The organism is Bacteroides acidifaciens (genome assembly GCF_024623065.1).
In the GTDB taxonomy this organism is placed as follows: domain Bacteria; phylum Bacteroidota; class Bacteroidia; order Bacteroidales; family Bacteroidaceae; genus Bacteroides; species Bacteroides acidifaciens.
On sequence record NZ_JANJZR010000052.1, the window covers coordinates 1 to 14295 of the forward strand.

Sequence of the window (14295 nt, forward strand, 5' to 3'; positions counted from 1 at the left end):
CTGTTGTTGTGAGCAGCAGCATGACGGAGACTATGTGACGAATAAAAACAGGTCGGTAAAGCCTATCTAACATAATCCCAGGAAAATTTAAACAGGCTCTTAATCCCGGAAAAATGGAAATTAATTCTTATCTTTGACTATTAGATAGTTAACCATTAAAAATTAGAAGTATGAAGTTTTTTATTGACACGGCCAATTTGGAGCAGATTCAAGAGGCGTATGACCTCGGAGTACTTGACGGAGTGACTACCAACCCTTCGCTGATGGCGAAAGAAGGTATCAAAGGTGTGCAAAACCAGCGTGAACATTACGTCAAGATATGTAAGATTGTGGATGGCGATGTGAGTGCAGAAGTAATAGCGACCGATTATGAAGGGATGATTCGTGAAGGTGAAGAACTTGCTGCACTTGACCCGCATATTGTAGTGAAAGTGCCTTGTATTGCTGATGGAATTAAGGCTATCAAATATTTCACGGAAAAAGGGATTCGTACCAATTGTACATTGGTCTTCTCCGTGGGGCAAGCATTGCTGGCTGCCAAAGCTGGAGCTACTTATGTCTCTCCTTTCATAGGTCGGTTGGATGATATCTGCGGGAATGGGGTAAGACTTGTCGGTGATATTGTACGTATGTATCGCACATATGACTATAAGACACAGGTACTGGCAGCATCTATCCGTAATACCAAGCATATAATCGATTGTGTGGAGGTAGGGGCGGATGTGGCTACTTGTCCGTTGGGTGCCATCAAAGGATTACTTAATCATCCGTTGACAGATGCGGGATTGAAAAAATTCCTGGAAGATTACAGGAAAGTGAATGGTTGAGTGTAAATACAATCCCATTATGTAGGTGAATATCCATGAAAGTAATCTCTTCAGGATATTCACTTTTTTTCTTTTTGTTTCTTTTTATATTGAGTTGGTGTTTCTCCCGTATACTGTTTGAAAGCGGTACTGAAGTAACGCGAGGTGGTGAATCCTACTTTTTCGGCAATTTCGGTAAAAGACATTTCTGTACTGGTAATTAACATCATGGCTTTCTCCATACGGAATTTATTGATATATTCATTGGCTCCCATAGCTGTCAGGGCTTTCAACTTGTTGTAGAGCGAAGCACGACTCATACCTATCTCTTTGCATATAAAGGTAATATCTAAGTGGTTATTGTCTAAATTTTCTTGAATAAGTTTATTCAGCTTTAACAAGAATGTTTCGTCTGCCTGGCTGAAAGTACATTCTTCCGGTGTGGGGATCAATCCTGTATTCAGATATCTTTTTTTGGTCGATTCTCGGTTTCTTAAACGATTGCGGATAAGTTCCATTAACATTTCTATCTCAAAAGGTTTGGTCAGATAGGCATCCGCTCCATTTTTGTAACCGCTTAACTGACTTTGTTTGTCATCTCTTGCTGTCAGTAGAAGAATGGGGATATGGCTGATGGTAATATCTTCCTTGATATTTCTACAAAGTTCATATCCATTCATTCTTGGCATCATCACATCACTGACAATGATGTCCGGAGTATGACTTTTTATAAGTTGTAGAGCTTCTATACCATCTGCGGCAATTATTATCCGCTTAAAGTATTCTCTCAGTGAACTTTTAAGGAAATCAGTCAGGTCGGGATTATCATCTACTACCAAAATGGTATAGGGAGTTGTATCGAAATTATCTCCATCGGGTGTTATATCGTTGTCATCATCACTGATCAGTTCGTTCAAATAGGCTTTAGGTTGGCAGATAATCTCTTCTGTTTCTTGTTTTTGAGGAAGTTCAAAAAAGAAAGTGGCACCGGCTTCGTGATTATTACGGGCTCCGATAGAACCGCCATGTAATTCAACCAGAATTTTGGAATAAGATAGTCCGATACCTGTTCCGCTTTGTTCGCCCGTTCCTTGATAAAAACGGGTAAATAGTTTTTGTGTATCTACTTGTTGTAAGCCGCAACCTTGGTCGGTAATGGAAATACGTACTTTTTTCTTTGCAGAAAGTAGTTCCGACTTGATGATAATTTCCGTGTCTTTAGGACTATGTTTCAATGCATTGATAAGTAGGTTACTTAGAATGATTTCACATTTATCTTTATCAAAACTTACCATGTCAATGCATGGATCGAGGCAGTAATGAATTTGTATATTCTTTGCTTCTCCTTCACTGACAAAATCTTGTGATACTTGTTTGATCCATTCGTTAAGTGGGTAGGGATGTATAAGCAACTTACTTTCTCCTACCTCCATCTTGCGGACGTCGAGTACCATATTGAGCAGATTCTTCATCCGTTGAGACTGTCGGTAAATAGCTTTTAACGATAAGTATTGGGAATCTGCCGATGATAAAGATTTCAGAATACGGTTAAGAGGAGCGTGAATCAGTGTCAGCGGAGTACGCAGTTCATGACTGATGTTGATCAGGAAACGCACTTTTTCTTCATACACTTGTTGTTCATGCTCCTTCATGGCCCACTTCAACTTGTTTTCTTTTCGTTTCAATGTTCTTCGAAATGTTTCAATAATCATTCCGGTAATGAACAAGGCGCAGCTTAACATAAACCACCACGTACGGTACCAAGGAGGGAGTACGGTCAGTTCCAGTATCCGCTGACCGGGAATCCAATTGCCGTCTTTTGCTGTGCAGGAAGTGATAATCTGATAATCACCAGGTGGAAGTGAACGAATGACTAATTCCGGGTTGTATGATTCGAACTGTTGGTCGTTCAGACCTTGTATCTGATATCGATATACTTTTTGCCTGAAAATATCCTCCTCTTTTGACATGATGCGGATACTTATGTTGCTGTTCCAAGGAACGGAAAGCCCGGGTGGATTACCGTTTAATTCGTTGTTGGCCGATTCTCCGTTGACAATTACATCCGATAACTGTAACTTGGGTAATTCGGAGACGGCCGGAAGCAGATTGCGGTTGATGTGTAGTAACCCTTTAACACCTCCCATGTAAATATCTCCGTGTCTACTAAGTAGGCGCGGTTTGGAAAGATATTCGTTTTGTATGGCACCGTCCGATTCGCCGAACAATACAAATTTCTTCTCTTTGATCAGCCATGCGAAAAGCATATCGTTTGTGCCAATCCATACTTTCCCTTGTTGGTCACATGCGATAAGTGTTACTTCCGTAAACAGTGAGGTGGTAAAAGGGGTACGTACTTTAGTAACTGAATTGTAATGAATCAATCCGTAATTGCTTCCTATCCAGAAATCACCGTTTTCGTCACGTGCAACGGAATTAATAATTGTATCTTTGAAACAACGGAACAGGGATGTCAGACGGTTGTTTTCTTTATCCAATTCATATATGTGCTTTATATCGTTCAGATAGGTATATTTTTCATGGTTGGTGATAGGCAGAAGAGTACCGATGATGTCTTCTCCTTCCTGTTCGGTGACTATTTGGAAAGTATGTTTATTCAGGTCATATTGATAAACATGGTCACTGAGCAATAACACATTATCCGGACTATTTTGATATAGATTGACCGTTTTACCCCGATTGCAAAGACGAGTAGTCGTTTGGGCATCTATAATTGTAAATGGTTGCTTCTTTCCGGTAGACGGATCAAAGACAAATACTCCTTGTGAGAAAAGTGAAATCAATAATTTACCTGGGATGAATTGACAGATAGATGCTACTTTATCTTCCCATGTCGATAAATAATGTGTAAATTTTTCCGTGATAGGATTGAAAAGATTGATACCACCGCCATCTGTTCCAATCCAGATTTTATCGTCGGATTGTTGATAAAGACAGAGAACTGTACTATTGCTTAAACCACGATTGTTGCCCGGCATGACATCGGTATAAGTCACCATTGATACTTCGCGGATACTGATTAGGCCGTTTCGGATACTTCCTGCCCACATATTGTTGTTGTAGTCGTTGTAGAGGCTGAGGATGGAATTGGCCGGTAATGAATAGTTTGCTCTGCCAGGGATATGTTCTAATAAGGAGAAACGTCCGGTTTCCGGTTCTAAGATATTAATTCCGCCGCCATCTGTTCCGATCCATAGTTTGTTTTCCCGTTCGGCAAGGCTAAGTATGACATTGTTGCTTAAAGAAGAATTACGGGTAGTGTACGAAGCTAATTGTTTCCCGTTTCGGTCGAAGCAGTAAAGGCCACTGTTGTATGGGGCAATCCATATTCGTTTTTTCGAGTCGATGATCAGGCTCATAATTTCTTTCCCACAGTCAAAAGGAGGGCGTTTGTATTTTCCGGTTTTCAAGTTAAGCAGGAGTATCCCTTGCCAGCGGCTGCAACAAAGTACGGTTTCCTCGTCCCAAAGGCTGAGCGTCGTAATGTTGAAATTCTTGATATTCGTAGGTTGGTTGAATTCCTGTATCAGACGGAAAGAATTGTTTTGGTAACTATAAAAGTAAATCTTGTTTTTGACTCCGAATAGTAGTCCGTCTTGGGTAGGACAAGCAGAATAAGCGATGATGCTTTTCCCTTCATCGTCAGTTGGTAAGTAGAAGTCATCACTTTGCCGTTGGTAACGTGCCACTCCTTTGTCTGTCAGAATCCAAACATTGTTTTGTTGATCTTCTACAATCTGATGGATGAGATCATGAGGTAAAGAATGCGAATCGTCTGCATGGTGAATATATTTTTTCAGTTCATGACCGTCAAACCGTCCTAAGCCGGAACGGGTACCTATCCATATGAATCCTTGTTCATCTGTAAGGATGCATCGTACGGTGGAAGGAAGCCCTTCTTTTAAAGAAATTTGTTTGTAATAATAATGTCCTGCCTGTAGGGGAAGCGCACCGGCTATCTGCATGACAAATACTATACATAGGATGATATATAATTTTATTTTCATGAACGTAGATCAGGTAAACAAAAACAAAGATAATACATTCGGATGAATATTGAATAAAATGATATAGAGTTTTGAGCAAAGATGATATTAATTTATCTATAATCTTTATCTTTGCTCGAAAATGTACGACTATGATTACCGAAGAACTACAGAAACTATATCAGGAATATACGGGAGTTCCCGCAGAGAATATAACAGAATTACCATCTTCCGGTTCCAACCGCCGCTACTTCCGGCTGACAGGTGCGAAAACCCTGATCGGCGTATGTGGCACGTCTGTCGAGGAGAATGATGCTTTCCTTTATATGGCAGCCCATTTCCGCAAGTCCGGCCTGCCTGTACCCGAAGTTCATATCGTTTCCGAAAATAAGAGTTACTATCTTCAGGAGGATTTGGGAGATACTCTTTTGTTTCATGCAATCGAGAAAGGACGTGCTACCAGCGTATTTTCCGAAGAGGAAAAAGAGTTGCTCCGCAAGACGGTCCGTTTGCTTCCTGCCATACAGTTTGCCGGAGCTGACGGCTTCGACTTTTCCCGTTGCTATCCGCAGCCGGAGTTCAATCAGCGTTCTATCCTTTGGGATTTGAATTACTTCAAATATTGTTTCCTTAAGGCTACCGGCATGGAATTTCAGGAAGATAAACTGGAGGACGACTTTCAGAAGATGAGTGATGTGCTGCTGCGCAGTTCTTCCGCTACTTTTATGTACCGCGATTTTCAGAGCCGCAATGTGATGATCAAAGACGGTGAGCCGTGGTTTATCGACTTTCAGAGCGGACGAAAAGGGCCGTTCTATTATGATGTCGCTTCTTTCTTGTGGCAGGCAAAGGCGAAGTATCCCGATAGTCTCCGTCAGGAATTGCTGAAGGAGTATATCGATGCCCTGCGCAAATATCAGCCTATCGACGAGCCCTATTTCTATAGTCAGCTTCGTCATTTTGTTCTTTTCCGCACGTTGCAAGTGCTCGGAGCTTACGGTTTCAGGGGGTATTTTGAGAAGAAACCTCATTTTATCCAGAGTGTTCCTTTTGCTATCCAGAACCTGCGTGACTTGCTCAAAGAGGCGTACCCTGAATACCCGTATCTTTGCAATGTGCTACGCGAACTTACCGAACTCAAGCAATTCACCGACGATCTCAAGAAACGGCAGCTTACCGTCAAAGTGATGAGTTTTGCTTATAAGAAAGGGATTCCCGATGATCCTACCGGTAATGGCGGCGGTTATGTCTTTGACTGCCGTGCCGTGAACAATCCCGGTAAGTACGAACGCTACAAACCTTTCACGGGACTGGACGAACCGGTGATCAGTTTTCTCGAAGAAGATGGTGAAATTCTCCGTTTCCTCGACTCTGTCTATGCGTTGGTAGATGCTTCGGTGAAGCGATATATGGAACGTGGCTTCAGTAATTTGTCCGTTTGCTTCGGCTGTACCGGAGGACAGCATCGTTCGGTTTATTCGGCGCAGCATCTGGCAGAGCACCTGAACCGCAAATTTGGCGTGAAAGTGGAGCTGGTGCACCGCGAACAGAATATAGAACGTACTTTTGAGGCAACTGTGTAATGAAAGCAATGATATTTGCAGCCGGGTTGGGTAGCCGGCTGAAACCACTGACCGATACGATGCCCAAAGCTCTTGTTCCCGTGGCCGGACGTCCGATGCTGGAGCATGTGATTTTGAAACTGAAAGCTTCCGGTTTTACCGAAATAGTGATTAATATCCATCATTTCGGTGAGCAGATTATTGATTTTCTGAAAGCTAACAATGATTTCGGACTGACGTTGCATATTTCCGACGAACGGGACCTGCTGCTCGATACGGGGGGAGGAATCAGAAAAGCCCGTCGATTCTTTGAAAATTCCGATGAACCCTTCCTTGTGCATAATGTGGATATTCTTTCGGATATGAATCTGAAAGAACTATATGACTTTCATTTGCGGAACGGAAGTGTAGCTACCTTGCTCGCCAGTCGCCGTAAAACTTCCCGTTATCTGCTTTTTGATGTGGAACGAAGATTGCGCGGATGGATCAACAAAGATACGGGACAGGTGAGGCCCGAAGGTTTCCTATATGATGAGTCGCTGTATAGAGAGTATGCCTTTAGCGGTATCCATGTTTTTTCGCCTGCTGTCTTCCAGTTGATGGAAGTGCCGTGCTGGGAAGGCAAGTTCTCTATTATGGACTTTTATCTGGCTACCTGCGGGCAAACGGATTATTGCGGTTATCTTACGGAAAAGTTGGAACTGATTGATATCGGCAAGCCGGAGACGTTGGCACGGGCGGAAGAGTTTTTAAGAGAGAATATAGTATCATGAGTATATTCGGGTAATTAGAGTTAATGAAAGGCGGAGATATTCGGAAACGGATATTGCCGCCTTTTTTTTGTCTCGAAAGTTGTCTGATAATGTCTGTTGACCTCGAAAAATGCGATAAAATGGACTATTTTAGACATTTTTGGAAGAATCATAGCCAAAATCGAACATCTTAAATCTTAGATATAACCTAAATTTGTGGCAGTGAATGTCAGGAAAGACTTCGCTACTTATATAAAAGGTAATCTTAATTAATAAACTTATGAGAAGCAAATTCCTATTTCTTTGTCTCTTCCTTTTTGGAATGTTGACAGCTTGCAAAAACACAAAATGGGTAGATGTTCCTACCGGTACTCCTCCCGAAGGTTCAGTTACGGGAAAACCGGGCGAAACTGAAGAACCCGATGATCCTGATCCTACAGATAAAACATTTATCAACTGTTCTTATATCCGTGGTGATTTTTTTGAAACGAATCGAATTTCGGGAGCAAGTATGGGTGCTTGCAACGATTTGATTTATCTGACGGCACGTCCTTATGCTGACGGTGATTTGACTTTTGACTTACCCGTGAATGATGCAACACTTACAGGGGCAGCAACGTATGCTGCTTCTTATAATGGACGCAACGGAGTACTCAAATTGGATGGTACCGGCAAGATGAACGCCGGCGACGGTCTGTTGCATTCACCAGATGGAGCATTCAAGAAATTCACATTCGGTACTTATATATATGTCAGCGAGTGGGTGGACGGAGCTTGCTTGTTTAAAAAGGTAGACGACGGTTCTGTTGTCATCGCTTTCCAGTTGGGAGCAACGGAAGGTAATTTGAAACTGACTGTCGGAAGTGCTACGGCCACAGTGACGAATAGCGCATTGAAATCAGGAGCATGGCATTATGTAGCGGTGACTTATGATGGTGGCGCTGCCAAGTTATATATAGATACGAACAATACTGCCACTGACTTTACAGGCTCTCTGCCTGCTTCGGTTCCTAATACCCGTGCTGACTTTGTGATGGGAGAGAACCTAAAAGGTTATCTGGATGAAACATTTGTGAACAGTCTGCTGATGGGTACATTAGGAAGAAATCCCATCTCTTTTGATAATTGGAATAACACGAAAACACTTGCTTACTGGAAATATGATGACGCTGCAAAACCTGGTAAGGACTCGCATACATGGGCTATTCGTCTGGAGCAGATTCGTACTGCCTTGAATGGACAGGCAGGTGACCGGAAGATACGTTTGGGTATTGCTGGCGGCGAATGGTTGAAAATGGTCGGCAACGCAACTGCCCGTACTAACTTTGCCAATAACGTAAAGAAGGTGATCGAGCAATATAATCTGGATGGTGCGGACCTCGACTTTGAATGGGCTTATTCAGGTACTGATTTAGCCAATTACAGTAAAGCCATCGTGCAATTGCGTGAAGTATTGGGGAAAGATGTATTTTTGACCGTATCCCTACATCCTGTTTCTTACAAAATAAGTGCGGAAGCTATTGCAGCAGTCGATTTTATCTCGTTGCAATGCTATGGACCTTCAGTAAAACTTTTCTCTATGGAACGTTTCAAATCGGATGGTAAAGCTGCAGTCGATTATGGAATACCTCAGGATAAACTGGTCATGGGAGTACCTTTCTACGGGACTACGGGTACTGCCGGCGAGCAGGCTGCTTATTTTGATCTTGTCGGTAAGGGTAACCTGACTAATACTTCTGCAGACACATGGAGTTATGAAGGAAAGAACTATACGCTCAACAGCCAGAATACGATTCGCCAGAAGACACAATATGTGTGCGAGAATGGTTTTGGAGGAATCATGAGCTGGGACTTGGCTACAGACGTAGACGTGACGCATGAGATGTCTTTGTTGAAAGCAGTGAAAGAAGAGCTTGATTACTATGCCAATCCTACTGTAGAATAAAATAGAATCTTAATTAAATATAATATTATGGGAAAAAAGAAGTTCGTGAGAAAACAAGAACGCTTTGTTCTGTTTCTGATGCTCCTGTTATTATTTCCTCTGGGTGCGTTGGCACAACAAAAATTGATAAAGGGACAGGTGGTAGACGAAATGGGAGAACCTATTATCGGTGCTACAGTCATAGTAAAAGGTGTAACCGAAGGAACGATTACAGATATTGACGGTAATTTCTCTATTCAAGGAAAAGTAGGAAGCACTCTTTCTGTTACATATGTGGGATATGCCCCATTGCAGGTAAAAGTCACTAAACAGGAAGGTAACAGACTGGTGATGAAGGAAGATGCTAAGGTGCTGGATGAAGTTGTGGTGGTAGGTATGGATACACAAAAAAGAAATACCATTACGGCAGCTGTCGCTACATTGAAAGATGACGCGATTGTGAATCGTCCTGTGACGGATGTTACCAGTGCTTTGCAAGGTAATATAGCCGGTTTGAACTTTGCTTCGGATGCAGTAGGCGGTGGTGTCGGTGGTGAAATCGGTGCCGATATTAAATTCAGTATTCGCGGTATCGGTTCTATTAACGGTGGCGAGCCTTATGTATTGGTGGATGGAGTGGAGCAGAGCATGCAGAATGTGAATCCGGCCGATGTTGCCAGTATCAGTGTACTGAAAGATGCTTCTGCTTCTGCTGTATATGGTGCGCGTGCTGCTTATGGTGTGGTTCTAGTAACAACGAAGAGCGGTAAAAAAGAAAGAGCCAGTGTTACTTATCGTGGCACGGTAGGTTTCAGTGCACCTATCAATATGCCTAAAATGATGAATGCGTTGGAATACGCTGCGTATAATAACCAACAGTATGATAATGGAGGAGCTTCATCCGGTTTGCAAAAGATTTCGGATAAGACAATTGAGAAGATTAAGGGATTTATGCAGAATCCTTATTCGGCTGAGTTCCCGGGGATTGAAGCGAATACCACCGGTGATGACTGGGCAGGTGCTTATTATAATCAATACGGTAATACAGACTGGTTTGAATATTATTTCAAAGACAAATCTGTCCGCCATTCTCACAATTTGAGCGTGCAGGGAGGTTCTGATAAAGTAAACTATTATATTGGTATGGGATATACCTATCAGGAAGGTTTGCTGGATAAGGTACAGGATGATCTGAGTAAATATAACCTGAATACCAAGTTACAGTTTAAGACAAGTGACTGGCTGCGCTTCAACCTGAATAACAATATTACTTTGCAGATGATCAAACGCCCAATGGCTAATCAGATGATTCTGTATAATAAGATCGGTAGCCACCGTCCGACTCAGGTGACTGAACTGCCAGTTGAATCAGAATATAATATACCTAGCTGGAATGAAATGTTGTATCTGAAAAATTCCAATTATCAGAGAAACCGTATTTCGGATGCCTTGTCGTTTTCGGCTACCGTAACTCCTTTGGAAGGTTGGGATATCACCGGAGAAATGAAAATACGTTTTGATGTTGAAAATAATAACCTGAAAATGAAAGATGACCAGAAGTACGAAACTCCTGCAGGCACTTTCAAACCGGGCGATGCCACTAATCAGAGACAAGGATTTGCTTATCCGGGCATTAGCTGGAAAAACATGTATTTCGGCTCTTACACACGTGGTAGCATGTTTAATTATTATCTGTCGCCTAATCTGTCAAGTTCTTATACTCACCAGTGGGGAGATCATTTCTTTAAGGCAATGGCGGGTTACCAGATGGAATTGCAGGAGTATTCGGAAGAATATATGTATAAAGACGGTATGTTGAGTAACGATATTTATTCATTTGATAATGCCAGCGGAAATGTGATAGCAGGTGAAGCCCGTTCACACTGGGCTACGATGGGATTCTATACTCGTCTGAACTGGAACTACAATAATATTTATTTTCTGGAGTTCAGCGGACGTTATGATGGTTCTTCCCGTTTTGCTCCAGGCCACCGTTGGGGATTCTTCCCGTCATTCTCTGCCGGTTATGATATTGCACGCACTCCTTATTTCCAGCAATTGGCACTTCCTGTGTCTCAGTTGAAAGTACGTGTATCTTATGGTCGTCTGGGAAATCAGAATGGTGCAGGTCTATATGATTACATTGCTCAAATGCCGTTGGATGCACAAGGGACCAACGCTTGGCTGCTGCCTGGAATTTCGTCTTCCACGGCGTCCAAAGGAACAATTGCCAAGACTCCGAAAATGATCAGCCCATACATCACCTGGGAGAAAGTGGATAATGCCAACTTAGGTTTTGACTTAATGTTATTAAAAAACCGCTTGTCACTAACTGCCGACTTCTACCAACGTACGACACGTGACATGATTGGTCCGGCAGAGTCTATCCCAAGCATCAGTGGCATTGCTTCGGATGACCGTGCTAAAGTGAACAATGCCACTTTGCGTAACCGTGGTTGGGAACTTTCTGTAAGTTGGAATGATAAACTGAAATGTGGTTTTAGCTATGGAGTCGGTTTCAATGTATTTAACTACAAGGCTGTCGTGACCAAGTATAATAATCCTGAAGGTATCATTTACAATAATCATACAGGTCTGGCTGCCAATAAAGGTTATTATGAAGGTATGGATATTGGTGAAATATGGGGATATCGCGCAGACGATCTTTTCCTGTCGAACCGTGAAATTGATGATTACCTGAGAAATGTAAATCTGACAGCGTTCAAGTCGAATGACCTTTGGCGTCGCGGTGACTTAAAATATATCGATTCCAATGGGGATGGTAGAGTAGACGGTGGTAAAGGTACTTTGGCTGATCACGGAGATTTGCAGATTATTGGTAATACGACTCCCAAATATTCGTTCGGTATCAACTTGAATCTGGGATATAAAGGTTTTGAAGTATCTACATTGTTGCAAGGTGTGGCTAAGAGAGATTTTCCGATTTCCGGAAGTAACTATATGTTTGGTGGAAACAACTACAATTTCAAAGAACATCTCGATTATTTCAGCACAGAGAATCCGAATGGATACTTGCCGCGTCTGACCGGCTGGAAGGATGACAAAGACTTTTTGGTGAATACCGGATATAACACCACACGTTATCTGTTGAATGCTGCTTACATGCGTATGAAGAATCTGACGGTTGCTTATACCTTCAACAAAAAACAACTGAAACATATTGGTATCAGCAATCTGAAAGTATATGTGACTTGCGATAACTTATTCACCGTAACGAAACTGCCGAAACAATTTGATCCGGAAACACTGAATCAGGTGAATATGTCGGCTGGCGGTGATGCTCAAAATAGGGCTCCGGGTCTGACTTCTCCTATGAAGCAGAATGGTAACGGTATGGTATACCCGATGAACCGTAACTTCGTATTCGGACTTGATTTCACCTTTTAATTAGAGAATGACGATGAAAAAAATATATATATTATTAGTGGTTGGGGCAAGTTTCATGATGTCGGCATGTTCGGACTTCCTGGACAGAGAGCCTTTGACAACACCCAATAGTGAGACATTCCTTTCCAATGCAAGTGCCGTGAACAACTATATCAACGGTTTGTATATAGCACTTCCTTCTTTCGGGACTTACGATATGGGAGTTCGTGGAGAAGAAAAGAACAGTGATAATATCGTTGCGGAGGTTTATGACAAACGTCTGAACGGAGAATTGCAGGAAAACGGAGGAGGTACTACGGAATGGCAGAAAGGATATCAGAACCTGCGTAATGTGAATTATTTCTTTGAATACTATAAAGTGCCGGAAACAGAAGAGACGAAAGATGTACTTTCAATGAAAGGTGAGGCTTATTTTTTCCGTGCATACTGGCATTTTTATTTGCTGACCAGATTTGGAAGTATTCCTGTGATGGATAGATTCTGGGACGGCAATGCAACTGTCGGCGGTTTGCAGATTCCTCCACGTGACCGTTCCGCAGTGGCGCAGTTTATTCTTGACGATCTGAATACAGCTAAGGGATTACTTCACTCGCGTAGCCAGTATAAAGGTTTGAGAGTGTGTAAGGAGGCCGCTATTATTATGGCTATGAGAGTGGCCCTTTATGAAGGTACCTGGGAGAAATATCACAAAGGAACAGACTTTGCCGCTGCTGAAGATAAATCGGCAGACTTACTGGGACAGGTGCTGACACTGGGCGATGAACTGTTTGGTATGGGACTTGCTTTGAACACAAAAGCTACCGATAAGAATGCAGTGAATATAGAAGATGCTTATGCGCATATATTCAACTCGAAAGACCTGTCGGATATGACAGAGGTTGTATTTTGGAAGAAATATTCGATAGCAGATGGTGTGATTCATAATCTGAGCAGTAATCTGGGAGCGGGTTATGTAGATAACAGCGGACCGGCAGGTTTATCTCAGTCGTTGGTTGATAATTACTTGAATGCTGACGGAACACCTATCAATCCTGCTGACGGCATTTTTAAAGATTTCAATTTGACTTTTAAAGGCCGTGACGGACGTTTGCTGGCGACGGTTATGCATTCAAATTGTAAGTTTAAGTCAACCTCACCGGAATCAAAATCGAAAGCGATGCTGGTAGAGGAATATTCGGAAGAGAACAAACAGATAGTTCGTCCCCCTTATCTGACTGAAGGCGGTCCTGCGCGTAATGCTACCGGTTATCACATCCGTATGAGTATCGATACTACATATGTAAGCGGTCAGGGCGAGACGTCTCTTCCGGTGATCCGTTATGCGGAAGCTCTGCTGGCTTATGCGGAAGCTGCGGAAGAATTGGGAAAATGTACTTCTGCTGTTTTGGAAAAAACTTTAAAACCATTGCGCGAGCGCGCTGGGGTGACGTACAAAGACCCGTCTGAAATCGATCCTAATTTCACCGATTTTGGTTATACCATTTCTGCCAATTTGCAGGAAATCCGTCGGGAAAGACGTGCAGAACTGGCTTTGCAAGGTTTTCGTCTTGATGATTTGATGCGTTGGAGAGCTCATAAACTGATTCAGGGAAAACGTGGAACCGGTGCTTATTTTGGTACAGACGGTGTATTGTACAAAGCATTCGATCCTAAAAACGCAGCGGACTTGAAAACGATTCTGACTACAGACGGCTGGCTCGACCCACAGAAGGAACTTCTTCCGAGAGGCTATCAGTTTGATGCTAACCGCGATTACCTGTTGCCGGTACCTCCGAGTGAGATATCGTTGAATCATGAGTTGAAACAGAATCCGGGCTGGCAACGGAAATAGGAGAA

Annotated in this window: 7 protein-coding genes; 6 read left to right on the forward strand and 1 reads right to left on the reverse strand. The window is 42.6% G+C overall.

Annotated features, from left to right (window positions below; translation table 11 throughout):
- Positions 1 to 170: 170 nt before the first annotated feature.
- The gene (fsa, locus tag NSB03_RS14025; RefSeq protein WP_024987749.1) at positions 171 to 827 is read left to right on the forward strand and encodes a fructose-6-phosphate aldolase; all 657 of its coding nucleotides are present in this window, start codon (positions 171 to 173) and stop codon (positions 825 to 827) included.
- A 59-nt stretch (positions 828 to 886) separates the two neighbouring features.
- Here the strand turns inward: fsa and NSB03_RS14030 are convergent, their stop codons facing one another.
- Entirely contained in the window at positions 887 to 4834 is a 3948-nt protein-coding gene (locus tag NSB03_RS14030) for a hybrid sensor histidine kinase/response regulator transcription factor (protein WP_128824383.1), read from the reverse strand.
- 131 nt (positions 4835 to 4965) lie between these two features.
- Here NSB03_RS14030 and NSB03_RS14035 point away from each other — a divergent pair, with 131 nt between their 5' ends.
- The 5 genes from NSB03_RS14035 to NSB03_RS14055 all read left to right on the forward strand — a co-directional run bounded on the left by NSB03_RS14035 (position 4966) and on the right by NSB03_RS14055 (position 14290).
- Positions 4966 to 6396, forward strand: coding sequence for a RapZ C-terminal domain-containing protein (locus tag NSB03_RS14035; protein ID WP_024987748.1), 1431 nt, complete (start codon positions 4966 to 4968; stop codon positions 6394 to 6396).
- Complete coding sequence (locus NSB03_RS14040; protein WP_054960312.1) at positions 6396 to 7148, forward strand: nucleotidyltransferase family protein; 753 nt, start codon at positions 6396 to 6398, stop codon at positions 7146 to 7148. Before NSB03_RS14035 ends, NSB03_RS14040 begins: the two co-directional genes overlap by 1 nt.
- Before the next feature lie 259 nt (positions 7149 to 7407).
- A complete protein-coding gene (locus tag NSB03_RS14045) occupies positions 7408 to 9072 on the forward strand; it encodes a glycosyl hydrolase family 18 protein (RefSeq protein WP_242358316.1) in 1665 nt (554 codons plus the stop codon).
- Between the two features lie 27 nt (positions 9073 to 9099).
- The gene (locus tag NSB03_RS14050; protein WP_257466450.1) at positions 9100 to 12459 is read left to right on the forward strand and encodes a SusC/RagA family TonB-linked outer membrane protein; all 3360 of its coding nucleotides are present in this window, start codon (positions 9100 to 9102) and stop codon (positions 12457 to 12459) included.
- A gap of 13 nt (positions 12460 to 12472) precedes the next feature.
- The gene (locus tag NSB03_RS14055) at positions 12473 to 14290 is read left to right on the forward strand and encodes a RagB/SusD family nutrient uptake outer membrane protein (RefSeq protein ID WP_024987747.1); all 1818 of its coding nucleotides are present in this window, start codon (positions 12473 to 12475) and stop codon (positions 14288 to 14290) included.
- Positions 14291 to 14295: the final 5 nt, after the last annotated feature.